The sequence below is a fragment of the Pseudomonas sp. ASL3 genome (genome assembly GCF_056680425.1).
The window spans coordinates 247,275-269,906 of record NZ_CM155281.1 but is presented as its reverse complement, the minus strand read 5'-3'; the positions used below and the strand labels follow the sequence as shown (position 1 = coordinate 269,906).

The following is a 22,632-nucleotide window of genomic DNA, read 5'->3' as shown; positions in this document are numbered from 1 at the left end:
TGGCGCGGTCCTTGCCTAAGTAACGGCTCTTTGATGCCGTTGTTTGAAGGAGCCAGGCCATGACCTTGCGCAGTGATTCAATGCAGCTGTCCTCCGCTGAAAAGCATTGGTTACCCTGGTTCGGTAAAACCGGAAAACTGGCCATGCGCCGGTCGTGTCGTCTGAACAAATCCATCTATCCGGTGATCGAGCGTACCTTCGAGTCAATCGCCGAAACCCGCGTCAAATTGCTTCAGCACTGGGCTCAAGAGTATTGGGAACACCTGAAGGAACTGAGCAGCAGCGTCGCAGGCGACCTCAGCCGGATCGACGTCGCGACGCTGACAGAGAAGCTCAATCAGGCGTCGGACTTCTCCGAATTGTTTGTCGTCGATACTCAGGGCGAGGTACTTGCCTCAACGTGGGCGGAGCACTGCAAAGGCAAGGATCTGAACCCACGCGCACTGGCTGAAGGCCTGAAAAAACCCTTTCTGCACGGCCCCTACAGCGACCCGCTGACCTTGAAGATCGGCCCTTCGTCCTCGCGCTTCCATGACGAAGTGACGTTGATGTTCTATCAGCCGCTTTGGCTCGACGGCAAGGTGTCGGGATGCTTGTGCGGGCGGGTGCCGAACGATGTTCTGGGGGATTTGATCCAGCGCGAAGCCGGGCATATCTACCCTGAATCCGGCGATAACTACCTGTTCATGGTCAAGGCCGGCTTCGATCGCGCCCTGCAACCCGGCATTGCACTGTCACGCTCGCGCTTCGAGGACAACGCGTTTACCCATGGGGAAAACCTCAAGACCGGCGTGCACACCGCCTGGGGCCCGGTGCGGATTCAGCGCCATACCGAACTTGAGTTGCGTTTTATCGATCCGGCCACCCAACAATTGCACCCTGGCGTGCGCGAAACCATCCGCACCGGTTCCAACCTGTTCATCACCTACCCCGGCTATTCCGACTACCGGCACATTCCAGTGGTTGGTAAAGGCGTGACGTTCCAAATGCCTGGCTCGGCGGATCGCTGGGGCATGATGTGCGAGGCCGATCTGGAGGAAGTCTACCGGCGCCGCTCCCTGAGTTACGGCCTGATGAAACCCTATCTGGCGACCATGGGCGGCTTGTTCACTTGCAACTATCTGGTCCAGCACTACAGCGGCCTGAGTCAGGTGCAGATCGATGGCATCCAGATCCTCAGCATGGTGATCACCGCCCTGCTGTTCTCCTCGTTCGGGCCCAAACGCCTGGCGGTGCGCCTGAGTGAAATGACTGAAGTGATTCGCACCATTGCCGAAGGCGAAGGCAACCTGCGCCAGCGCCTGGACACCGCGACGATGGCCAACGATGAAACCGGTGACATGGGCCGCTGGATCAACAGCTTCATCGACAATCTGGATGCGGTGGTCGGTCAGGTGATTCACGCCTCCCACAGCATGGGCAAAACCAACGCACTGATGCTTGGCAGCAGCCAGGAAGCCGGTTTCACCTCCAACGAAGTGGCGGAAGCAGTGAACCGCATGATGCTGATCGTCGAGGGCCAACTGGGGGAAATCAACCAGGCGTCATTGACCGCCGAACAGATGAAGCGGGCCATGGACGACGTGGTGCGCCACGCCCGCGAGCAGTTCGAGGCAGTCCGCGTCGGCACCCAGTCGATCCGCGACGTGGTGGAACGTTCGGCCTCCAGCGTGCAATTGCTCGACAGCCGGATGTCGCAGATCAGCAACATCATCGGACTGATCACCAACATCACCAATCAGACCAACCTGCTGGCGCTGAATGCCGCCATCGAGGCTGCACGGGCCGGCGAGCATGGACGCGGCTTTGCGGTGGTGGCCGACGAAGTGCGCAGCCTGGCGATCCGCACCGCCAGCGCCGCCGACGACATCAAGCACATGGTCGAGGGGCTGCAAAACGAAACCCAGCAGGCCGTGGCCTTCATGGAAAGCGGCGTGCAGAACGTCGACAACCACCTGCGCACCACCGAGGACGCCTCGTCGGAAAACGCCCAACTGCACCAGGAAGTGGAAAGCATGATCGCCATCATCCAGCAGCTCAGCGACCGCAGCCTGGATTACGGCAAGACCATCAAGCGCGTGGACCTGGCCTCGGGCGAGATGCGCCAGACCGTGGTCGTGCTGCAAAGCAGCGCGGAAACCGTACGCCTGAACGCCAACAAACTGCAAAAACTGGTGGGCCAGTTCGAGGTCAGCCGCGGCCGGGAGAAGTCGGCTTTGGCCTCATAGTTTTGATCGAATAAAGGCTGCGCCCAAGCCTCCTCGACAAGGACGTCATACCTTCACCCTGACTACCCCGGCGTAGCTGCCGATCCTGCCAGCAAGCCTCCATCGATATTGAATTCCGTCCCCGTGATGTAAGTGGCCTCATCCGAAGCGAGCATCAGCGCAACGGCGGCGACTTCCTGTGGGTGGCCGAAACGTTGCAGCGGCGTGTCTTTGACGAAGGCTCGCAGGTTTTGCTCGCGTTGCGGACCGTTACCCAGCATCGGCTCCCACATGGGCGTCAAGATCGCTGCGGGGTGAATCGAGTTGCAGCGCACTGCCAGCCCTTGCTCGGCACAGTACAGCGCAACGGTTTTGGTGTGGTTGCGCACCGCCGCCTTGCTGGACGCATAAGCCGCCGCGCCAGGGATGCCGACCAAACCTGAACGCGACGAAATATTGATGATTGACCCGGCCTTCCTGTGACGCATGGCGCGGATCGCGTGCTTGCAGCCAAGGAAGACCCCATCGAGGTTCGTCGCATGGACTGCGTGCCAGGCCTGCAACGTTGCGTGCTCGGGATCGTGAGCCACTATGCCGCTTTCGAAACCGGTGATGCCCGCATTGTTAACCAACACATCGAGTCGGCCAAACTGCCCGGTCACTACGCGCATCAAGCTTTCCCAGGCGCTCTCTTCACGCACATCCAGTGGCATGAATCGGGCCTGGTCTTCAAGGCTGTCAGCCACCGACTGGCCGAGTACGGCGTTGATGTCAGTGACAATTACGAAGGCGCCTTCTTCGGCAAACCGTCGAGCGATGGATTCACCAATGCCTTGGGCGGCACCGGTCACGACAGCAATTTTCTGATTGAGGCGCGCCATGCTGAGTCTCCTTTCTAAATGACGCGGTTGATCGTAGCTCACGCTGCGTGACTGTCAGTCACTCAAAGCGATAGGAGATTCCGCCCCGTCTTCGACGCCGCGCTGTCGCGTAGCAAACTGGATCTAGTGTAGGAGCGCGCTTGCCCGCGATCGGCTGCGCAGCAGTCGCAAAATCAGCGAACTCGATTCTGGCAGTAGAACTGTGCTCAGCATTTTTGGGACCGCTTCGCGGTCCATCGCGGGCAAGAACTAGGCGTCCCCCACGCTCCTACAAAATAATCTTTTTATTTCAGCTGGTTATGCATTGTTTGATAGGAGCGTCAATCCCCCAGCAACACCTTCTCCATATACAAACTGCGCAGGCTGATGCCGCTGGGATGGGCGTATTCCTCGTCCCTGATCGCGGTGAAACCGGCCAATTGATAAAACGCGACGGCGTTCAGTGATGAGAACAGGTGCAAGCGTTTGAAAGCATGTTGCAAGGCCAGCGTTTCCAGGCCCATCAGCAACTGTTTACCGAGACCTCTACCGGCAAAGTCCGGGTCGACGAAGACGGCATCGATTTCACCGGTTTGCACATCGAGGATCCCATAGCCCCTCAGTTGACCGTCCTCTTCGGCGACCAACGCGCCCTGGCTGGCAATCAGTCGGAGGTAGTTATCGGGCGCGGGTGACGCGCTCCAGATGTCGATCTGGGCTGGCGAGTAGTGGCTGGCGCAACTGAGTCGCACCGCACGGGTTCTGAGTGCCCATAGGCGCGGTATGTCGGCGATCAGCGCCGGTTTGAGTTCGATCATTGCGGTGCTCACATGCCTAATCGAGGGGTCGATCAATTGCGTTTGGCTCGACGTTCGGCCACCTGCCCCAGCACCGCCAGATCCATATCGCCTTCGTCGTGGGCCAGGGCATCGAGCAGGCTTTCGTGAACCAACTGCGCCATAGGCAGCGGCACCGAGACTCGTTCGGCCGCAGCCAGCGCCAGTCCGACGTCTTTGAGACCCAACGAGGCTTTAAAGGCCGCGGGTTCGTAACGGCGCTCGGCGATCAGCGTGCCGTAACCTTGATACACCGGGCCAGGGAAGATGCTGTTGGAGATCAGGCTGATCAGCGTCGCCGACTCGATGCCATACGCCCCGACCAGCACCGCCGCTTCGCCCATGGATTCGATGGCTGAGGCGAGCATGAAGTTGACCGCAAGTTTCATCACGTTGGCGCTCGAGGCCTTCTCACCGAGGGGCCAGGTCTTGCGCCCGATCAGGTCGAACAAAGGTTGTACGCGCTCAATGGCCGCGCCCGGTCCGGCCGCCAGAATATTCAGGTTGGCGCTCGCCGCAACATCGGGACGCCCCATCACCGGCGCAGCAATGTAGGCCACACCCTGGGCTTGATGCAGGGCCGCCAGTTCTTCGGCGAAGGCGACAGCAATGGTCGCCATATTGACGTGGATCAGCGGCGCTTTGAGCGTCTGTAACAGCCCTGACTCGATCAGCACCGAGCGCAGCGCCTGATCGTCGGCCAGCATGCTGAACACGATATCGGCACCGAACGCTTGCTGCGGATCAGCGGCAGCCTTGGCCCCGCGCTCGACCAATGTTTGCACCGGCCCCGGCGAGCGATTCCAGACCAGCAACTCATGGCCGCCCTTCAGGAGGTTGGTCGCCATGGCCTGGCCCATGTTGCCGAGCCCAACGAAACCGATTTTCATCTGTCTGCCCTCCCGCGAAAAAATGATTGACGTAGAGTGCACCACTCCGATGCCGAGCAAAAGACCGTGTTGCGCCCTTCGCAGCGGGACGCGCAGTTGCAAGCCCGTTCCCACATCGGTGTCAGTCACAGAAAAATTGCCATGTAACATCAACCTGCTGGATTAAACTTCGCCGCGACTCTTCAAGGAATATCGGCATGACTCCCTCGCTACTCATGGCTGTACTCGCCTCCGGCTTTATCTATGGCATCACGCCGGGGCCGGGCGTGCTGGCGGTGTTCGGCATCGGTGCCGCGCAAGGGCGGCGGGCGGGTGCGGCGTTTCTCTGCGGGCATCTGCTGGGCGATGTTATCTGGTGCAGCACGGCGTTGGTCGCCATCGTCGGTGCTCGGGTGATCGGCAGTGCCGCCTTCGATGTGCTGGGTGTATTGAGCGGACTGTACCTGTTCTGGCTTGGCCTGCGGGCGCTTCGGGCCAAGCACAGTAACGGCGAACAGCCCCAGGGCGCCGGCCGTCAGCCGTTCGGGCATGGCGTGATGTTCGGCCTGACCAATCCCAAGGCCTACCCGGTGGCGGTGGCGACCTTCACCGCCCTGATCTCCAGCCGCGCCGAACTGCTGGACTGGTCGATGCTGCCGACAATGATCCTGCTGAGTTTTGTCGGTGGCATCGCGGCCTATTCCATTGTGGTGGCCGTGGTCGGGGCCCGGCATGTGCGGGCGCTGTATGTGCGTCACGAATTGGCAATCACCCGGATCTGCGGCGTCATGTTTATCGGCTTTGCCATTAACGCGTTGGTGCATGCCGTGCCGGGATTGTTGCCGCGAAGGTCTTGAACCTGGTTCGAAAACCTTCGACGTCCCTCTTTCAGCAAAGGGTTCGGCCAAGGACACAGCGCAATGCTCCCCATGACGGCGCTTTCGACGGCAGGGAGAATTTAAGCGTGAATTAAGTCGGGGTGGTTAGTCTGGCTTCAACCCAACAGTTGAACCCAAAGGACCCCTCAATGAAAACGTTGAACGCTGTATTCGCCACCCTCGCTCTGACTGCCGCCGCCGGCCTCGCTCAGGCGGGTATCGGCCCCGATGAAATCGTGCGTTTGCACAAGGCCGGCACGGTGATGGACTTTGAAGTGCTGAACAAAGCTGCACTGGCCAAACACCCCGACGCGACCCTCCACAGCACTGAACTGAAAAATTCCTACGGTCGCTACATCTACAAGACCGAAATGCGCGACGCCAAAGGCGTTGAATGGGATGTAGACCTGGACGCCAAGACCGGCGAAGTGCTGAAGAACAAGCAGGAGAAGTGAGTGATCCTGTGGGAGACCTCGCCACGCTGTCGCGCAGCAAACACGGTCCTGAACTGCGCCCCAGGGGTTGGATTTGTATCCAACTTCTGGGGCGCAGTTCATCCATCTGTAGGAGCTGACTTGTCTGCGAAGCCCCTACACCACGGTCTACCAGACACACCGCGCCGCATGGCCTTCGCAGACAAGTCAGCTCCTACGGGGATCGGTGCCTGACTTAATATTTATATTATTTTTCAGCGATTTACCTGTTGTTTGAGGGACCCGCGGACGGTTGCCGGCGGGTTGGATAGCCATTGCCGATGCCGCCGTTTTCCAGGGTTGGTGGTCGCGGGTTGGTCGTCGGGTTCGTCCCGCGTATCGACGGAATGCTGGACTCGGTACCCTGCCGGCTATTAGGGTTTGCGCGGCGGATAGCGCTGTCGTAGGGGTTATTGAGGGTGCTGTTGCGATTATCGAGACTGCCCGGTGAACTGGCGCCGGCCTGAGCCAGGCTGACCACGCCAATCCCCAGCAAGCCGCTCAAAGTCAGGGTCAGCGTTGTAATACCTCGCTTGAGACTATTCATCACCTACCTTCTATTCGAAATGGTAACGACAGATCTTTGATAGCATTTGCGTCCCTAGGTTCGCGCTCAAGCAACAAACTGATCAATCCATCTGTGGATAAGTGTGTAACAAGAAGAGTCAGCGCTGCTTAATCGCGCCTTTTTGTGTCCGGTTTGCCAGGCTGCGTTTCGCCCACCTCCACGTCGAGAATGACCGATTTCATGACTGATCAAGCCCAGCAGGCAGCCCCCGCGCTGAAGGAGATTTTCAACGCCGCGCGGCTGCAACACATTGCCGAAGAAACCGCTGCGGTCTACCCGGCATTCGATGTCAGGGCGTTTCTGGCACGCACCTCGAAAGGCCTCGAAGCGTTGTCGGTGATGCAGCGTTTGAACCGGGTCAGTCAAAGCCTGCATGCCGGTCTGCCCGCGGATTACCCGCAGGCGCTGGAGATCCTGCGTCAACTTGCACCGCGCCTGAACAGCGGCTTCGTCAGCATGATCCTGCCCGAATACGTCGCCCTGTACGGACAGGACGATTTCGAGCGGTCGATGCAAGCGCTGAAATTTTTCACTGCATTCGGCTCTTCCGAATTCGCCGTACGGCACTTTCTGCGACTGGATTTCCAACGGGCACTCAAGCTGATGCACGACTGGTCCCGAGACTCCGACGAGCACGTGCGGCGCCTCGCCAGCGAAGGCAGCCGGCCACGCCTGCCCTGGTCGTTCCGCCTCGAAACACTAACCGCAGACCCGTCGCCGGTCCTGACAATCCTCAGCAATCTGAAGGCCGACGACAGCCTCTATGTGCGCAAGTCGGTAGCCAATCACCTCAACGACATCACGAAAGACAACCCGACCTGGGTGCTTGATCAGATTGAAGGCTGGTCACTGGATGATCCACGCACCGCCTGGATTGCGCGCCACGCCCTGCGCTCGTTGATCAAGAAAGGCGACCGCCGCGCGTTGACGATCATGGGCGCGGGTGCCAAACCTGATGTGCACGTCGATGACCTGCACGTCACGCCGCAAGGGGTCCGGTTGGGGGGCAGGGTCAACCTTTCGTTCCGCCTGCACTCCACGTCGAGCGCCAGCCAGCGGCTGATCATCGATTACGCCATTCATTACGTGAAAAAGTCTGGCGGCACTTCAGCCAAGGTATTCAAGCTGAAAACCCTGACCCTGGGCGCTGGAGAGTCGGTGACCGTGGCCCGTGAACAACAGATCCGCAACTTCACCACCCGTGTTCATTACGCGGGCAGGCATGAACTGGATATCTTGATCAACGGCGAATGTCTGGCCCGGACCTGGTTTGATCTGTCGGAATAAGGTCGGCCGCTGCACAATTGTTCCAGACAGTCGCCTCGCGACCTTGTAAGTTCACTGATCCGAGTGATGAATCGCACTCGCCGTCCATCCGAACAGACTCCGAAGCAGCACACTTCAAATGGGAGCGGCCTCATGACCTCTCAAAACTGGATCGATCTGAAGCAGGACAGCGAGTCCGGCATCGAGACCATTCGCGCCCATTTCGAGGGCCACGCCTACGATCCGCACTGGCATGACAGTTATCTGGTAGGCGTCACCGAACAGGGTGTGCAGCAATTCAATTGCCGGCGACAGCGGCATCTCAGCACACCGGGCCGGGTGTTTTTACTCGAACCCGGCGAGATCCACGACGGCGATTCGCCCACGCCGGGAGGCTTCACCTACCGCACGCTGTACCTGGACCCGCAGTGGCTGGACCGTGAGTTGCGTTCGCTGTTCGAAGACGCGCCCGACAACTGTCAGCTGAGTTTCGCTACCACTCTGGCTGACGACCCGCGCCTGGCCATCGCCACCGCGAATGCCTTCCAGACCTTGCACGGTCAAGAGATGCGCATCGTTCGCCAGACTGCCCTCGACATGCTGCTGGCCAGTCTGACCCGCCATTTGCGTTGGCGCGCGCAACTCACGCCCGATCCACGCTTGCCGTTGGTGGCACACAAAGCTCGGGAGTATTTGCATGGGCACATGAGCCAGGACATCGGCCTGGACGATCTGGCCCGCGTGACCGGCGTGGATCGCTTTCGTCTGACCCGGGCGTTCAAGGCGGCATTTGGTCTGGCGCCCCACGCATACCTGATTCAACTGCGTCTGGCCAAGGCACGACGCCTGCTGGCGGTTGGCGAGTCGCCCGTAGAGGTGGCGGCCGCGCTTGGATTCTCCGACCAAAGCCACCTCGGTCGCTGGTTCCAGCGTGCCTACCGTATGACCCCGGCGGACTACCGCAAACGCTGCTCAAATCTTCCAGACTGAGGCTACCCGGACGGCGATGATCGACCCACGATCAATCACCACCGAGTTGTGCCATGGACCCGTATTTACCCTTCATGCTGTTCGCCTTCGTCGCTTCCATCACCCCCGGCCCGACCAATATCCTGGTGCTGACCAACAGCTCTCGTCACGGCATGGCGGCCGTATTGCCGATCGTATTCGGTGCCTGCGCCGGGGCGGCCGCCATTGTGTTGCTGGTGGGCATGGGGCTGGGTGATATTATGGGCCGTTATCACCGCGTGCAGACGGCCATGTCGTGGATTGGCATCGTTTGGCTGACGTATCTGGCGTGGCAGATTTTCAGCAGCCCGGCGACCGCTATCGATCCGCAGGACAGCGCACTTTCCGGCCCGAGCCTGGGGCTGATCGGCGGCGCCAGCCTGCAACTGGTCAACCCCAAGACCTGGATGATGGCGCTGGCAGTGGTCAGCGTATTCGCCGGCACCGATGCCGATCGCACACTGCGGGTGGTCTACCTGTCGCTGGCGTTCTTCCTGATCGCCATCCCTTGCATGAGCGCCTGGGCATACCTGGGCGCCAGCGCAACGAAGATCTGCACATCGGCTGCTGGCATGAAACGCTTCAATCAGGTGATGGCGCTACTGTTACTGGCGTCGACATGGTTGACCTTGGTGGTTTGAGTGGAGCTCCATGAACGCAGTCAGCGCAAGCGGGCATATCACTCAGATGCCGGAATCAGCGTGAACCTGCCACCTTGTAGCGCGGCGCCGGCTTGCTCAACGACAGGTTCGGCCCCAGCTGTTGGCGCGCCGATTCAAAGGCCTGCCAGTCAGCGACATCCGGCAGGGACGGAATGGTCACCAGTTCTCCTTGATCGAGCCCGGCCAGCGCAGCGTCGACCATGTCTTCGGCGCTCATGAGGATGTTTTGCGGTAGGTGTTCGGCGGGCAGACCGGCGATGTCCCAAAACTCAGTTCGCGTTGCGCCCGGCAACACGACTTGAACCCGCACGCCTTTGTCCTTGAGTTCATGGTGCAGCGATTGGCTGAACGCCAGGACGAAGGCCTTGGTTCCGCCATACACGCCGTTCAGCACTTCAGGGGCGATGGCGACAATCGAGGCAATATTGATCAACGTTCCGGTGCCTCGGGCCACAAAGCCGCGGGCTGCTGCTCGGGCGAGGCGGCTCAGGCTGATGACATTGAGCGTGATCATTGCATCCATCTTGTCCGAATCGGACTCCAACAACCCTGCGGTCGCGCCAACCCCGGCATTGTTGACCAGCATGCTGATGCTTGCGTCGCTGTTCAAGATGCCTTCGACCCGGCGCAAGTCTTCAGTAACGCCCAGATCCGCCGCCACAACGCCGACCGAGCGACCGCTTTCATGCCTTAGACGAGTGGCCAGTGCATTCAGGCGTTCCTGCTGACGGGCGACCAGAATCAGATCGTAGCCACGCTGTGCCAGGCGTTCGGCGTAGATCGCGCCGATCCCTGAGGAGGCGCCAGTAACCAGGGCTGTGCCCTTGTGCGATGGATTACTCATGTTTGTTCCTCAGTGTCGCCAGCTGATTGCCGGCGCTATGAAGAAGAGAATAGGCGTGTAATATTATGACCTCAATGTCATAAACACCACTTTTTAGGTCATTACCGGTCATTCAGGAACGCCCATGAAAAGCCCCGACAATCAGCGCATCGGAATTATTCTTTACCCCGGTTTTCAAGTGTTGGGCCTGGCTGTGGCGACCGTGTTCGAATTTGCCAATATCGTCACCGGCGAGCCCACCTATGACGTCAGCCTGCTGTCCGAAAACGGCGGGCCGGTCCTGACATCATCGGGGTTCGGGGTCGACACCCAGCCTTTCGACTCACGCCCGTTCGATACGTTGATTGTCCTGGGCGATAACTTTGTCGCACCGGTTTCGCCGCGGATAGTCGACTACGTGCGCGAAGCCGGCCCCCATACCCGCCGAATCAGCTCGGTATGCACTGGAGCCTTCGTGCTGGCCGAAGCCGGCTTGCTCGACGGCCGTCGCGCGACCACCCATTGGTTTCATGCGCGAGCGCTTCAGCAGGCGTATCCAAACGTGACGCTGGAGGAAGATCGCATTTTTATCGTCGATGGTCCGGTCTGGACATCGGCTGGCGCGAGCGCGGGGGTCGATCTGGCCCTCGCCCTGGTGGAACAGGATCTGGGTGCCGAGATCGCGCGCAGCATTGCCAGAAAACTGGTGGTCTATCACCGCCGCGCCGGTGGGCAATCGCAGTTTTCAGTGATGCTGGAACTCGAGCCCAAATCCGATCGTATCCAGACAGCGCTGGCCTACGCCAAGCAGAACCTGCAATCCGAACTGTCAGTAGAGGAACTGGCCGAAGCTGCGCACTTGAGCCCCCGACAATTCAGTCGCGTGTTTCATGCCGAGACCGGGCAATCACCGGCCAAAGCCATCGAACGACTGCGCGTCGAGTCGGCACGGCTGATGATGGAAGCCGGTCGACACTCCATTGATGTCGTGGCGCGCAATACCGGTTTCGGTGATCGCGAGCGCATGCGTCGCGCCTTTATTCGGGCGTTCGGTCAGCCCCCGCAAGCCATCCAGCGGGCAACCCGCGCTTGAGGAAGGCTGACGGTGAACGTCGTGCCCGCTTCCAGCGATGAGGTCACCCGCGCAAACTGTTCGGCGATTTCCGAGCCGAATCGACAGAACGCGTTTACAGTGGCCGGCATGGATCGTGATCCTGATGAGCCCGAGGTGAATGTGTGATGGAAGACGCCGTAAAGGAAGACGCTGCAGGCCCACAGTTCTGGCGTGATGAAAACCTGCCGTTTATTGAAGCCCGCTCGATTCAGGATGGGCGGCAGATCTGTTATGCCCGGCACGCCCATGAAACCTTTTCCATCGGTGCTGTCACCGGCGGGCGCAGCACTTACCTGAACGGACACGCGCAAGAGCGCATTACTGCCGGCGTGGTGGTGCTGATGAACCCGGAAGAGGTTCATGCCTGCAATCCGCTGGATGATCAGCCATGGTCTTATCGGATGATGTACGTGGATGTCCCGTGGCTGACGCGTCTCCAACATGAACTGGGCTTTAGCCAGAATCAGGATTTCAGGGCGTTTTCGGCCATCATGAGCACCGTGCCTGCGCTGTATGCGGGGCTCAATCACCTGTATGCCACGCTCATCGCCCCGCAGGCCGACACGCTGCACAAGCACAGCGCCGCCATCGACTTTTTCACCCAGGTGCAGCAGACACTCAACCCTGCTCCGGCCCAGGCGAAAGACTCGAACCTCAAACTCAAACGTGCGGCCGACTTCATCAGCGAGCACTGCACGCGCTCATTGAGTCTGGAAGACATCTGCACCGCGGCGGATCTGTCGGCGTCTTATCTGATCCGTGCGTTCAAGCAGCACTACGGGATGACGCCCCACGCGTATCTGATCAACCGCCGCCTGCAATTCGGCCGGTCACAACTCAAGCTGGGCCACCGGATCGCGGATGTTGCCCTCGAAGCGGGCTTCGCCGATCAGGCGCATTTTCAGCGGGCGTTCAAACGTTTCCATGCCGCCACACCGAGACAATATCGAGGCTGACGGTTTCAAGCGACCAGCAGGTACACCGCGCTGCCGGCCAATAACAACGCCATCGCACGATTGAACAACTGCACGCGCGCAGGCACCTGCAAATAACTGCGCAGATAAGTGCCTGCATAGGCCCAGCAGGCAATCGAGCCGTAGCAGACCACGAAGTACACCGCCGCAAATTGCCAGACCAGCAGATCAGCACCGTTGGCCGCATACGCGCCCATGCCCGCCAGCGATGCCAGCCACGCCTTGGGGTTGAGCCACTGCATCGCCGCACCATAGAGGAACGACGGGCCTTTGATCTGCTTCCCGGCCCCCAGCCTGCCGTTATCCACCGCCAGTTTGTAGGCCAGGAACAGCAGAAAAGCCACACCCGCCCACTGTATGACCTGGGTCAGAAACGGCCACTGGCTCGACAGTTCATGCAAACCGAGACCGATCAACAGCAGCAACACCGTGAAGCCCAGCGTCGCACCACTGACATGCCGCAGACTGGCGCGAAACCCGAACTGCGCGCCTGTACTCAACGCCACAAGATTCACTGGCCCCGGCGAAATAGAAGACGCCAGCGCGAACGCGGCCATGGAAATAAGCAGGCTCATCTAATACCTTCGTTCTTGTTAAGGAGGGTGGTTGGATCTGCGTCCGAAGGTAAAGACTGAGCGGGCGTAGTTATTGAACAAAATGACCCTGTGCCACGATTGATTCCGGGATTGATGAATGACGCAGCTCTACGATGCGCGTGGAAATATCTACGCGGTGACCACGCCGCAAGCGCTACAGGTATTGGGTATCGACCTGCCGGACAGCGCCGAACAGGCCGCCATTACGCGGGCGACCTGGGCACCGGCGGCGATTGATGCGCTGTGCAACTGGCCCGAGGGCAAGCGGCCCGACGGCGCCAAAGTACATCGCTCGGACGGTCTGTTGATCGGCCCATTCCAGAATGCGCCGCCCTATGACCTGCTGATCGTCAACACCGATGGCACGCTGGCCGAACGCAGTGGCAATGGCCTGACCATCTTCTCCCAGGCGTTGACCGATGGCGGGCAGGTGCACAGCGAATCGGGTTTTACCTTGAGGGTGCACCACGACAAGCGCGATGCGCCCACGCCGGTTGCAACGCACGTCGAAACCGCGACCATCGAGGGTGTCTCAGGATTCTGGCTGGATCTGGGCACACCTGGGTTCGGGCCAGCAGCGGTGGGTGCCCAGGCCACTGGGTTAGAACAGGTGGATTTGAACGGACATGCTGTGAGCCGCGTTCAGCGCCTGGCGCAACTGAGCCCCGCCTGGACGCGCAGCGTTTTTGTGCGGATCGGTAATCCCCATGCCGTGACACTGGTGTCGAGCGCCGACGCGCTGCCGTCTTTCGAGCAGCTTCACGCCGCAGACTTGCACACAGCGCTGACACAGATCGCCTTCGTCGGCGGTGAGCCATGCCCTGCGGGCGTCAACCTGCAGTGGGCCTACGTGGAATCTGCCAGCCGAATCATCGCGCGGGTATTCGAACGCGGCGAAGGCCCTACGGCCTCTTCAGGCACCAGCGCCAGTGCCGTCGCGAGTGCGGCATGGCAGGTCGGGCTGGTGAACGCAGGACTCATTGAAGTGGTCATGCCCGGCGGCACCGCACCCGTGCGACTCGTCGAACATGAAGGCACGCTGCAACAGGTGTTGTTGTTCGGCACTGCGCGGCGGACCTGACAAATGATGGACGACGTGCCCTCTCGCCGAGGGGGCACGCTGCCCGTCGGCTTACTCGCCGATATCCTCATTCCACAGTTCAGGCTTGCTCGCGATAAAGCCGCGCATCAGCTCGATGCAGGTCTGATCCTGTACCACGTCGACCTGTACACCCCGCGAGCGCAGCAATTGTTCCTCGCCCATAAAGGTCTGATTTTCGCCGACCACGATTTTCGGAATGCCGTACAACAGGATCGCACCACTGCACATCGCACAGGGTGACAGCGTGGTGTAAAGCACTGACTCCTGATACGTACGCGCTGACTGACGTCCTGCGTTCTCGAACGCGTCCATCTCACCGTGCTTGATCGCACTGCCCTCCTGCACCCGCCGGTTATGCCCACGACCAATGATCTGGCCGTTGTGCACAATCACTGAGCCAATCGGGATGCCACCCTCGGCCAGCCCCAGTTGAGCTTCTTCTATCGCCGCTTGCATAAATGGGTCCATGGTTTTCCCTGCCGTCTGAAGAGATGAAAAAAGCGCTGAGGCACATTGTCGGCGCGTGTGGTCAGCCTGTCGCCTCGCTGACTAATGGATGACTTTGTTTTGCGCATTGAGCAGCGCATTTGCAACGAAGGTTTTCAGCAGCTCGGCGGATTTGGATTTCATGCTCATCCCGACGTCTTTCTGTTTGGCGCGGAATTTGTTGGCCAACTCCGGCGGGCTATTGCCCTCATTCAGTTCGTGCAACTCACTTGGGGTGAAGGACTCGGCGTAGGCCGCGGCCAGGTTGCGGTTCCATTGCTCCTGATAGCTGGGCTGCAAACGTTGTAGCTCATCCTGCACGATGGATTGCGCCTGGACTTTGCCAACGGCCTTCACGATGCCAGTGAACGTCACGGTGCGTGAAGCGACCTGAAAACCCAGCCAGGCCAGGCTGTCTCCAAGGTGGCGCTGCTGGACGAACGCAAGGGCGCTGTCACTGCTCTCGGTAGCCAGGGCGCTGCGCGGCACCTCTAGCAGCAACATGGCGAGCAACGTGAACAGCACATTGCACGCGGTGAGCGATACCGATTTACGATTCCTTGTCATGTCGCTTCCCCGGGAGTTGCGATGAGCGCATCCCAACGTTGCCGAGTCATGCGATAGATTTTGACCCCGCGCCGATGGTATTGGCTGTGGATGAACGTGTTGAAGCCTAGCTTCTCGATCACATTCACCGACGCAATATTTTCCGGCTCGACAATCGCGATCACCGAGTCGATGCCCAACGCGCCGAACGCGTACCCCAGGGTGGCTTTTGCTGCCTCGGTGGCGAGCCCCCTGCCCCAGTACGCGCGACCCAACCGATAGCCGACTTCTACCTCCTCGACACCCTCCACCGGCTCGGCGTTCAGGCCGCAGAAGCCGATAAAGGCAGACGAACTCTTCTCGACTACTGCCCATGGACCGAAGTCATTGGCCTGGTAGGAAAAAATGCACTCTGTCACGAACTCACGCGTCGCCTTCTCGGAGAGCACACCCCTCACCGAGTGCCGCATCACCTGCACATCGCCCAGAATCAACGCGAGCGCCGGCACATCCTCGACCGTCAACTCGCGGATAAGCAGTCTGTCCGTTTGTAGAAGAAGTCCTGTCCGCCCCATCTGTGCCTCGTGCTCCAAGCCCGTTAGCCGTCACAGCATGGGTTGGATTTACGCACATCAGTCGGTCAGATTGCGAGCCCGGTTGATCGCAGGCAAGCGCATTACAGGCTCTCCGTCACCCGCGTAGCGATATCAGTCGGCAGCCAGGTTTTCCATATTTCCGGATGTTCACGCAGAAACGATTGCGCGACCTGGCGCGGTTCCAGGCGTTTTTCACTCATCTGACCGAGGGTCTGGTTGAGCAAGTCGATGGGCAGATCGACCTTCTGGAAGAACGCGACAAGGTCCGGGTATTTGCCCTCACTTTCGGCCTTGATCCACGCCGGACTGCGCCCGGCCCATTCTTCGCCGATGACTTGCACATCATCCTTGGCCAACGCCGCTTCAAGGCTGACGGTGCTACCTGGCAAGGTATCGGTCGGATAGCCGTAACCCTTTTCGACAATTTGCCGCAGGATTTCGGTGATCAGGCTGCCGCTTTCCCAGGTGATGCCACCGAAGTGAATCGGTGCAGCTTTTTCAGTGGCAGGCGCCGGTTGCGCAAGGCCCCCAACGCCAATAGCGAGCTGCCCAGTAGGTGTTTTATCGAAGTCATGGTCGTCCCTTGGTGACTTGAGTGGTGTGTTTTTGAATGCACGGGTGGTTCCGGCGAGGTAGCCGGTCACGCGTTCAGACAGCGGGTGAAAGCCTTGGCCATGTAGTCGCTGACGGAGCGTTGGCAGATGCCCAGTTCGACGGCGATTTGCGGATAGGTCAGGCCGTTGATCTGCGACAGCAGGAAGGTCGCCTTGACCTTGGTGGGCAGGCTGTCGAGCCGCAGATCGATGGCTTGCAGGGCTTCGATCATTTGCACCTGCTTTTCAGGTGAAGGCTCGTGCAGTTCCACGTCGTCCAGCAAGCCATTGGAATGAGTGCGCTCCAGGTCACGACGGCGCCAGAATTGGCACAGCAAACGTTGGGCGATGGTGGTCAATAGCGCACGCGGCTCACGAATTGGCACCACGCCGGGCGACGCCAGCAACTGGACGAATGTGTCTGCCGCGATGTCTTCAGCGCTGGCGCTGGAGTCGAGATGTCGACGCAGCCTGCCGCACAGCCACGCATAGTGACTACGAAACAGCCCGCCCACATAGTTGCCATGAGTATTTTCGGTGCCGGACATGGGGGCTCCAGATGTGGGTTGGATACTGGGTATGTCCGGTGTTCCGGTGGCGCCATCCTAACAAGGCGGCTTATTCAGTAAAAATACTTAAACCGTATTTTTATATTCCTAAAACACATAAAAAATGAATTAAACGCAAATCCCCGTGCGAATTCGCACACAGGGGATCTGTGTCGGGCACAAATCCTGGGGAGCAGGCTTGCCTGCGAAGAGGCCCGTGCGGTCTGCGGAAATATCTGCGATTGATTCATTGTCTTCGCAGCGGGACGCGTAGTTGCAAGCCTGCTCTCATCAAACAAAAAATAACGCATTGTTTTTTATGCCTTTTATTTGGCCATAACTAACTGCATCCCAAGCTTGTGTGCCTTGCGTTCCAGGGCACGCAGTTGACGGTGTCGACTCTCGGCTTCATAGGCTTCCATACCTCGCTCCACGTAGGGTTGGCCTTTGGTCAACATGACGTAGATCAGGCGGGCCAGTTGATGCGCGGTGGCTTTGATGGCGCACGCGGTATCCATGCGCGCCAACCGGGCTCGATGGCTGGCGCCGATGAAGCTCTTGTCGTTGCGCGCGTTGGACGCGGCCTGCTTCAAGGCCTGCGCGGCTCGATTCGAGACCTTTGGCGGACTACCAGGCAGCTGCCTGCCGCCGGATATCCGGGTCGCAGGTGCCAGGCCGAGCCAGGAACAGAAGTGTTGTTGCGTGGGAAATCGCGATAAATCAGGCCCGATTTCGCTCGCCAGTGCCAAAGCGGTTTCGACGCCGATGGTGGGAATAGCGGTCAAATCAACGCCCATTATTTTTCCCAGCGCACGGTGCAAACGGGCTTGCTCGGCTGACGAGCGGTGCGGGCTGCGCAGTGTCTTGGCCGGCGGCAGAGGTTCATCGTTCAATACCGGCAGTCGATCAATGGCGTGAGCGATGGCCTGATCGCATTCGGCAATTTGCTGTTCCAGAAAATCATGCGTCGCCATTTCCTGAGCCAGGGCATGCAGATGCTCGGTTCGCCAGTTACCGCGCAGGCTGCGGGCAATGGTTTCATGATCGGCCTTGATGTGACCGTTTCGAAAACCGGCCAATACGTACGGATCACGCTCGCCGCCGATGATCGCGTTGAGGATTTTCTTGCCCGTCAGGCCGGTGATGTCACTGATGACAGTGGCTAGCTGGATGTTCATCTGGGTCAAGGCTTTCTGCATGCGATTGACGCTCTTGGCCTGATCGCGAACTTTCATTGCGCGCTGGCGAACCAGAGAGCGCATCGAGCAAATGTCGTCGGCGGGCCGAAAGGCGCCTCTGAGCAAGCCGTGGGTCATGAGCTGCCAAATCCACTGGCAGTCCAGCACATCGGATTTGCGCCCGGAGGTCTGGCGGGTGGCGCGGGAGTTCACCAAATACACCTCGAAGCCCCGTGCATCGAGGATTTCAAACAGCGGTATCCAGTAGACCCCGGTTGCCTCCATGGCCACGACATTGATCTTCAACGCTTCGAGCCAATCGGCTAATGCGAGCAACTCGTCGGTGAACGTTTTAAACGAGCGGACAGGGGTGTCGCTCTGGTCGGGGTTGACCCCCACCCAATGCTCGCGACTGCCAATATCGATACCCGCACAATGAGGGTGAACCACTTCAAAACGTTTCTGCTGGTTCTTGCGCGCCATGACAATTCCTCGCAGGATTGAGGGGCGCGCGGGGAGCACGGTGGCGAATGGATTCACTCTCTCATACGTGGTCACAGCTTGCTGTGCCGACAACGACTCCACGCCGATACCGTGCGGACCACTCTCCCATGCGGGTGCGTACACACCAGTGATGGCTACGGTCTTGGTCCCCGCGCGCGCTTCGATTCTACGACGTGCCCCAGTTTGCTGCGCGACAGCGCGGCGTCGAAGACGCGGCGAGGCCTCCCATCAAACAACCTGTAAACCATTGGGTTTAAAAGATTATTTTTTGGAATGCGGGATCAACTGTGGGAGCGAATTTATTCGCGAATACGGTCTATCAGGCGCCGACGATGCTGGATGTGCCGACGCCTTCGCGAATGAATTCGCTCCCACGGGGATTCAGGGTGAACCCAACACCAAGTTTGCTGCGCGACAGCGCGGCGTCGAAGACGCGGCGAGGCCTCCCATCAAACAACCTATAAGCCGTTGAAAAATAAAGAGTATATTTTATGGAATTTTCAGCCTGACGCTAATTCCATAGGAGCTGACTTGTCTGCGATCCAGTGCGAAGCGCTGGCAAAAATAGTGATTCACCACCGCTGGAAGGTCCTTCGGCCCTTATCGCAGACAAGTCAGCTCCTACGCCCTCCGGGCAGAATCGAGCCCGTGTTTGCTGCGCGACAGCGCGGCGTCGAAGACGGGGCGGGCCCTCCCACAGGATTTGGGCAATCCTCGAACAACTTGTCTGGGAACATAGAATCTCTCACAGGATTGCAGCCAGACAACAGAAATCTCCTACTGAGGATCGGGCAGCAACTGAGGCAACCCGTTCTCTTCGGCTTCGCGCTGGTAATCGAGCAGGACGTGATAGTCCTCTTCACGGACAGGCAGTACTTCACGGATCGCCAGCGTGGCGGCGACATGGGGCAGGTCCTCAAGCGCGTGATTCATTGCTTCACGAATTCGCTCGGCCTGTGCGGCATCCAGGGAGGCGGCGCCGATATAGGGCAGGCTCGGACTGATGGCGCTGTGGGCGACGATGCGCAGACCGGCGATCTCGTCACTGGCATCACGGGCCAGGTAGGCGTAGGTGACACTGTCGATAGCCGCCAGATCCCCACGCCCCTCGCGCAGCCAGCGCAGGCTCTCGCGATGACCGCCAGTCAGCGACACCTTTGAGAAAAATCGCCCGTCACGCTGCAACGACGCCAGACGATGACGCAGCAGATTCATGCCGGAATTGGAGTCCTCGTTATTGATCAGACCATGGCTGCCACGGAACTCCCCGAGCTGAGTGCGCGGGTCTTGGCTGCGGGTCAGCAGCAGGCTGCAATGATTGCCTTCGGTGCTGTGCGGCAAATCGTAAACCGGACGACCGATCAACCGCACCTTGCCGCGCAGCGCGGTCATCAACGGGTAACCACAGGTTTGGCTTAACAGAAGATCCGGCGACAGCCACAGTGGCATCAGCGCCAGGCCTTCGGCGTTGTCCCGGGCGACGCCGAGCCGTTGGAGAATTCGTGTCAGCCAGGCTTCATTGGCTCCACGCAGCCGATCCGGAGCGACGTACATCAGTAACGCTGCAAAGCCGTGGGTCATGCTCGAGTTCCAAGTCAGGCGTATGGGTGCTGCGGGCTGTCGACAGGGCTCAGGCTATGCCGGCGGAACAGTTCACCATATCCTTGCACCAGAAAACCACCGCTGCGGGCCACCCATTGTTCGCGCCGGGCCTGATAGACCCTGGGCAGGTAATACCAGGGCAGACCGGGCAAGTCGTGGTGCACCAGATGCAGGTTCAAATGCAGGAACAGCCAGCGCCAGGGCCATGCTGCTTCGTTGATCACCGTCCGCTGTTCAGGGCGTTCGGTAGGGCGGTGTTCGTAATAGGAACGGACCATCGCTACCGACAGCGCCGGCAGCGTGATCAACAGCAGGTAATGCCAGACCGGCACGGCGCTGTAACCCGCGATAAACCAGAACATCAGCACGCTGAAGGCGCCATGGGTCAGCCACATCAGCCAGGCTTGACGCTCGCCCCGGCGCAGGCTCTCAAACCCATCGCGAACGAGCACCATCAAGGCCAGTGGCGCGCCGAGCAGTAACCGGCCGGGCAAGGTTTTATCCAGCCAGCGCAGGGTTCGGAGGGTCGGGGACGTCTGCTGCCAATGGTGCTGGCTGAGGTAGCGGCTTTCCGGATCGAGGCCCGGCAGCGTCAAGTCTTCATCGCGGTGATGGGCCAGGTGGGTGTCGCGATACAGCGAGTACGGATACCAGACCGCGAACGGCGCATAGCCAAACGCTTTGTTCAGCCACAACCAGCGTGTCGGATGGCCGTGGAGCAACTCGTGCTGCAGCGACATCCACAGCACCAACAGAGGAATCATCAACAACGTGGTCGGCCAAACGCCCAACCAGCGACTGGCGAGCAACAGCCCGAACCATCCCGAATAAACCCCCATCAGCAGTAACCAGGTCGGCCATTCGCTATGACCGGTAAAGCTTTGACCCAGACGCAGCACTTCGTCGCGCTGGGCATCATCGAGGTAATTGGGCATTGAACAGTTCCCACGTCATGGTCGGATCAGTCGAAAAAGATGACTGCAATCCTTCTGTGTCACGACGCAGGAAAATCTTGTAGATCGATGGGTTATGAACTTAGAACAGCAGAAGAGGATGCGGAGCCCAAAAGGCTCCGCAAGCTTGAATCAATGACCAAAAAGCCCGGCATCGGATTTTTTGGCTTTTTTATCAGCGCGTTTTTCATCGAGGGTTTTTGCCGGTTTCTTCTTCGCGGCTTTCTTTGATTCCATGCCTTTGCTCATGATGCGCTCTCCACTGTGAGGGATCTGGGATCAGTTATACACCTAATCGGATGCCACACTGATACCGATTACCGCGCGGTATGATGCGCCGTCCGCAAGGGCCGTCTTTTGTGCACCGCACCTCCCCTGACCTGCTGCCGTCGAGCTATCGAGCCTCATGCCCGCCATCCAGTTTTGCTTGCTGCCCGAGTCATCCAGACCGCTGCTGAACAAGTTTTACCGTGGGCATAAATCGCCAATGCGGTCGGGCAGCGAGGCACAGCTTTGGGTGGCGAAACAAGCTGAAATCGTCGGGGCACTGTGCCTGACCGCGGTCGCTGACGGGCATTGGTTGACCGGATTGTTCGTCGCTCCGTCATTGCGCAGCCAGGCGATTGCCAGTCGCTTGATCGGCGAGGCGCTGGCGCACACCCATGGACCTGTCTGGCTGTTCTGCCACCCGGATTTGTTGAGTTTTTACCAACGCGGGGGCTTCGAAACGGCTTCGAACCTGCCTGAAGCCCTGACAGACAGGTTTGAACGCTACAGCCGCACCAAAGCCCTGATCGCGATGAGCCGGGCCTGAACGACAGGGAAACCCGTCACACTATAAGCTCACTCGTCCGCGTTGGGGTCCATGTCCGGGAACAGCGCTTCAGTGAAACCGAATTTGCTGAAGTCGCTGATCCGCGACGGATACAGCCGGCCGATCAGGTGGTCGCATTCATGCTGCACCACACGGGCGTGAAAGCCGTGTGCGGTGCGCTGGATCGGGCGGCCATCGGGATCGAAACCTTCGTAGCGGATATTTTCGTAACGCTCCACCACACCGCGCAAACCCGGCACTGACAGACAACCTTCCCACCCCTCTTCCAGGGTTGGGCTCAGCGGCGTGATCAGGGGGTTGAGCAGGATGGTTTGCGGGACAGCTTCGGCCTCCGGGTAGCGCTCGCTGTGCTCGAAACCGAAGATCACCAGTTGCAGATCAACGCCGATCTGCGGTGCCGCCAGCCCGACCCCACCGACACTCTCCATGGTCTCGAACATGTCTGCAATCAAGGCCTGGAGTTCGGGCGTACCGAACAGGGCTTCAGGCACCGGAGGCGCGATGCGCAGCAAGTGCTCATCACCCATTTTCAGAATTTTGCGAATCATAAAAACC

The 22,632-nt window shown here is 59.4% G+C and carries 26 protein-coding genes and 1 pseudogene; 11 read left to right on the top strand and 16 right to left on the bottom strand.

Annotation, left to right across the window (positions count from 1 at the left end; all coding sequences use genetic code 11):
* Window positions 1-59 precede the first annotated feature (59 nt).
* A complete protein-coding gene (locus AC1MEE_RS01255; RefSeq protein ID WP_480413406.1) occupies window positions 60-2,228 on the top strand; it encodes a methyl-accepting chemotaxis protein in 2,169 nt (722 codons plus the stop codon).
* 62 nt (window positions 2,229-2,290) lie between these two features.
* Here AC1MEE_RS01255 and AC1MEE_RS01250 read toward each other — a convergent pair whose 3' ends face one another.
* The 3 genes from AC1MEE_RS01250 to AC1MEE_RS01240 form a co-directional block, all read right to left on the bottom strand.
* Window positions 2,291-3,088 carry a glucose 1-dehydrogenase gene (locus tag AC1MEE_RS01250; protein WP_480413405.1) on the bottom strand — a complete coding sequence of 266 codons (798 nt, stop codon included), beginning with the start codon at window positions 3,086-3,088 and terminating at the stop codon, window positions 2,291-2,293.
* Between the two features lie 320 nt (window positions 3,089-3,408).
* Window positions 3,409-3,885, bottom strand: a complete 477-nt coding sequence (locus tag AC1MEE_RS01245; protein ID WP_480413404.1) for a GNAT family N-acetyltransferase — start codon at window positions 3,883-3,885, stop codon at window positions 3,409-3,411.
* 32 nt (window positions 3,886-3,917) lie between these two features.
* Window positions 3,918-4,943 carry an NAD(P)-dependent oxidoreductase gene (locus tag AC1MEE_RS01240; protein ID WP_480413403.1) on the bottom strand — a complete coding sequence of 342 codons (1,026 nt, stop codon included), beginning with the start codon at window positions 4,941-4,943 and terminating at the stop codon, window positions 3,918-3,920.
* A gap of 47 nt (window positions 4,944-4,990) precedes the next feature.
* On the opposite strand from AC1MEE_RS01240, the gene AC1MEE_RS01235 reads away from it, so the two are divergent.
* Both AC1MEE_RS01235 and AC1MEE_RS01230 read left to right on the top strand, forming a co-directional pair.
* A complete protein-coding gene (locus AC1MEE_RS01235) occupies window positions 4,991-5,629 on the top strand; it encodes a LysE family translocator (protein WP_480413401.1) in 639 nt (212 codons plus the stop codon).
* A 170-nt stretch (window positions 5,630-5,799) separates the two neighbouring features.
* Complete coding sequence (locus AC1MEE_RS01230) at window positions 5,800-6,105, top strand: PepSY domain-containing protein (RefSeq protein ID WP_480413399.1); 306 nt, start codon at window positions 5,800-5,802, stop codon at window positions 6,103-6,105.
* Window positions 6,106-6,346: 241 nt separating this feature from the next.
* Here the strand turns inward: AC1MEE_RS01230 and AC1MEE_RS01225 are convergent, their stop codons facing one another.
* Window positions 6,347-6,670 (bottom strand): hypothetical protein, encoded by a 324-nt coding sequence (locus tag AC1MEE_RS01225; RefSeq protein WP_480413397.1) that lies wholly within the window; start codon window positions 6,668-6,670, stop codon window positions 6,347-6,349.
* Window positions 6,671-6,871: 201 nt separating this feature from the next.
* Here AC1MEE_RS01225 and AC1MEE_RS01220 point away from each other — a divergent pair, with 201 nt between their 5' ends.
* From AC1MEE_RS01220 to AC1MEE_RS01210, 3 genes are all read left to right on the top strand, one after another.
* Entirely contained in the window at window positions 6,872-7,978 is a 1,107-nt protein-coding gene (locus AC1MEE_RS01220) for a DNA alkylation repair protein (RefSeq protein WP_480413395.1), read from the top strand.
* Between the two features lie 132 nt (window positions 7,979-8,110).
* Window positions 8,111-8,947, top strand: a complete 837-nt coding sequence (locus tag AC1MEE_RS01215) for an AraC family ligand binding domain-containing protein (RefSeq protein ID WP_480413392.1) — start codon at window positions 8,111-8,113, stop codon at window positions 8,945-8,947.
* Window positions 8,948-9,000: 53 nt separating this feature from the next.
* The gene (locus tag AC1MEE_RS01210; RefSeq protein WP_480413390.1) at window positions 9,001-9,606 is read left to right on the top strand and encodes a LysE family translocator; all 606 of its coding nucleotides are present in this window, start codon (window positions 9,001-9,003) and stop codon (window positions 9,604-9,606) included.
* A gap of 55 nt (window positions 9,607-9,661) precedes the next feature.
* On the opposite strand, the gene AC1MEE_RS01205 is transcribed toward AC1MEE_RS01210, so the two are convergent.
* Window positions 9,662-10,471: an SDR family NAD(P)-dependent oxidoreductase gene (locus AC1MEE_RS01205; RefSeq protein ID WP_480413388.1), complete on the bottom strand. Its 810-nt coding sequence runs from the start codon at window positions 10,469-10,471 to the stop codon at window positions 9,662-9,664.
* 124 nt (window positions 10,472-10,595) lie between these two features.
* Between AC1MEE_RS01205 and AC1MEE_RS01200 the strand changes: the two genes are divergently transcribed.
* The 3 genes from AC1MEE_RS01200 to AC1MEE_RS01190 are packed head-to-tail and all read left to right on the top strand — an operon-like array spanning window position 10,596 to window position 12,520.
* Window positions 10,596-11,543 carry a GlxA family transcriptional regulator gene (locus AC1MEE_RS01200; protein ID WP_480413386.1) on the top strand — a complete coding sequence of 316 codons (948 nt, stop codon included), beginning with the start codon at window positions 10,596-10,598 and terminating at the stop codon, window positions 11,541-11,543.
* 12 nt (window positions 11,544-11,555) lie between these two features.
* Complete coding sequence (locus tag AC1MEE_RS01195; RefSeq protein ID WP_480413384.1) at window positions 11,556-11,690, top strand: hypothetical protein; 135 nt, start codon at window positions 11,556-11,558, stop codon at window positions 11,688-11,690.
* A complete protein-coding gene (locus tag AC1MEE_RS01190) occupies window positions 11,690-12,520 on the top strand; it encodes an AraC family transcriptional regulator (RefSeq protein WP_480413382.1) in 831 nt (276 codons plus the stop codon). Before AC1MEE_RS01195 ends, AC1MEE_RS01190 begins: the two co-directional genes overlap by 1 nt.
* A 5-nt stretch (window positions 12,521-12,525) precedes the next feature.
* On the opposite strand, the gene AC1MEE_RS01185 is transcribed toward AC1MEE_RS01190, so the two are convergent.
* Window positions 12,526-13,113, bottom strand: a complete 588-nt coding sequence (locus AC1MEE_RS01185; protein ID WP_480413379.1) for a LysE family translocator — start codon at window positions 13,111-13,113, stop codon at window positions 12,526-12,528.
* Window positions 13,114-13,231: 118 nt separating this feature from the next.
* On the opposite strand from AC1MEE_RS01185, the gene AC1MEE_RS01180 reads away from it, so the two are divergent.
* Window positions 13,232-14,215, top strand: a complete 984-nt coding sequence (locus AC1MEE_RS01180) for a diaminopimelate epimerase (protein WP_480413377.1) — start codon at window positions 13,232-13,234, stop codon at window positions 14,213-14,215.
* A 51-nt stretch (window positions 14,216-14,266) separates the two neighbouring features.
* Here the strand turns inward: AC1MEE_RS01180 and AC1MEE_RS01175 are convergent, their stop codons facing one another.
* The 9 genes and pseudogenes from AC1MEE_RS01175 to AC1MEE_RS01135 all read right to left on the bottom strand — a co-directional run bounded on the left by AC1MEE_RS01175 (window position 14,267) and on the right by AC1MEE_RS01135 (window position 21,224).
* On the bottom strand, window positions 14,267-14,704 hold the full coding sequence (locus AC1MEE_RS01175) for a nucleoside deaminase (protein WP_480413375.1): 438 nt from the start codon (window positions 14,702-14,704) through the stop codon (window positions 14,267-14,269).
* An 81-nt stretch (window positions 14,705-14,785) separates the two neighbouring features.
* On the bottom strand, window positions 14,786-15,289 hold the full coding sequence (locus tag AC1MEE_RS01170; RefSeq protein WP_480413373.1) for a hypothetical protein: 504 nt from the start codon (window positions 15,287-15,289) through the stop codon (window positions 14,786-14,788).
* Window positions 15,286-15,843 (bottom strand): GNAT family N-acetyltransferase, encoded by a 558-nt coding sequence (locus AC1MEE_RS01165; RefSeq protein ID WP_480413371.1) that lies wholly within the window; start codon window positions 15,841-15,843, stop codon window positions 15,286-15,288. Before AC1MEE_RS01165 ends, AC1MEE_RS01170 begins: the two co-directional genes overlap by 4 nt.
* Window positions 15,844-15,944: 101 nt before the next feature.
* Window positions 15,945-16,088, bottom strand: coding sequence for a hypothetical protein (locus tag AC1MEE_RS01160; RefSeq protein ID WP_480416121.1), 144 nt, complete (start codon window positions 16,086-16,088; stop codon window positions 15,945-15,947).
* A 48-nt stretch (window positions 16,089-16,136) separates the two neighbouring features.
* Window positions 16,137-16,438 (bottom strand): annotated as a pseudogene (locus AC1MEE_RS01155) (glycine betaine ABC transporter substrate-binding protein); the annotation flags it as partial.
* 66 nt (window positions 16,439-16,504) lie between these two features.
* Complete coding sequence (locus tag AC1MEE_RS01150; protein ID WP_480413369.1) at window positions 16,505-17,005, bottom strand: sigma-70 family RNA polymerase sigma factor; 501 nt, start codon at window positions 17,003-17,005, stop codon at window positions 16,505-16,507.
* A gap of 326 nt (window positions 17,006-17,331) precedes the next feature.
* On the bottom strand, window positions 17,332-18,666 hold the full coding sequence (locus tag AC1MEE_RS01145; RefSeq protein ID WP_480410955.1) for an IS110 family RNA-guided transposase: 1,335 nt from the start codon (window positions 18,664-18,666) through the stop codon (window positions 17,332-17,334).
* Between the two features lie 798 nt (window positions 18,667-19,464).
* Window positions 19,465-20,268: a phosphate/phosphite/phosphonate ABC transporter substrate-binding protein gene (locus AC1MEE_RS01140; protein WP_480413366.1), complete on the bottom strand. Its 804-nt coding sequence runs from the start codon at window positions 20,266-20,268 to the stop codon at window positions 19,465-19,467.
* A 14-nt stretch (window positions 20,269-20,282) separates the two neighbouring features.
* Window positions 20,283-21,224 carry a fatty acid desaturase gene (locus AC1MEE_RS01135; protein WP_480413364.1) on the bottom strand — a complete coding sequence of 314 codons (942 nt, stop codon included), beginning with the start codon at window positions 21,222-21,224 and terminating at the stop codon, window positions 20,283-20,285.
* Window positions 21,225-21,648: 424 nt separating this feature from the next.
* On the opposite strand from AC1MEE_RS01135, the gene AC1MEE_RS01130 reads away from it, so the two are divergent.
* Window positions 21,649-22,056 carry a GNAT family N-acetyltransferase gene (locus AC1MEE_RS01130; RefSeq protein WP_480413362.1) on the top strand — a complete coding sequence of 136 codons (408 nt, stop codon included), beginning with the start codon at window positions 21,649-21,651 and terminating at the stop codon, window positions 22,054-22,056.
* A 29-nt stretch (window positions 22,057-22,085) separates the two neighbouring features.
* On the opposite strand, the gene def is transcribed toward AC1MEE_RS01130, so the two are convergent.
* Window positions 22,086-22,625 (bottom strand): peptide deformylase, encoded by a 540-nt coding sequence (gene def, locus AC1MEE_RS01125; RefSeq protein ID WP_480413360.1) that lies wholly within the window; start codon window positions 22,623-22,625, stop codon window positions 22,086-22,088.
* Window positions 22,626-22,632 lie beyond the last annotated feature (7 nt).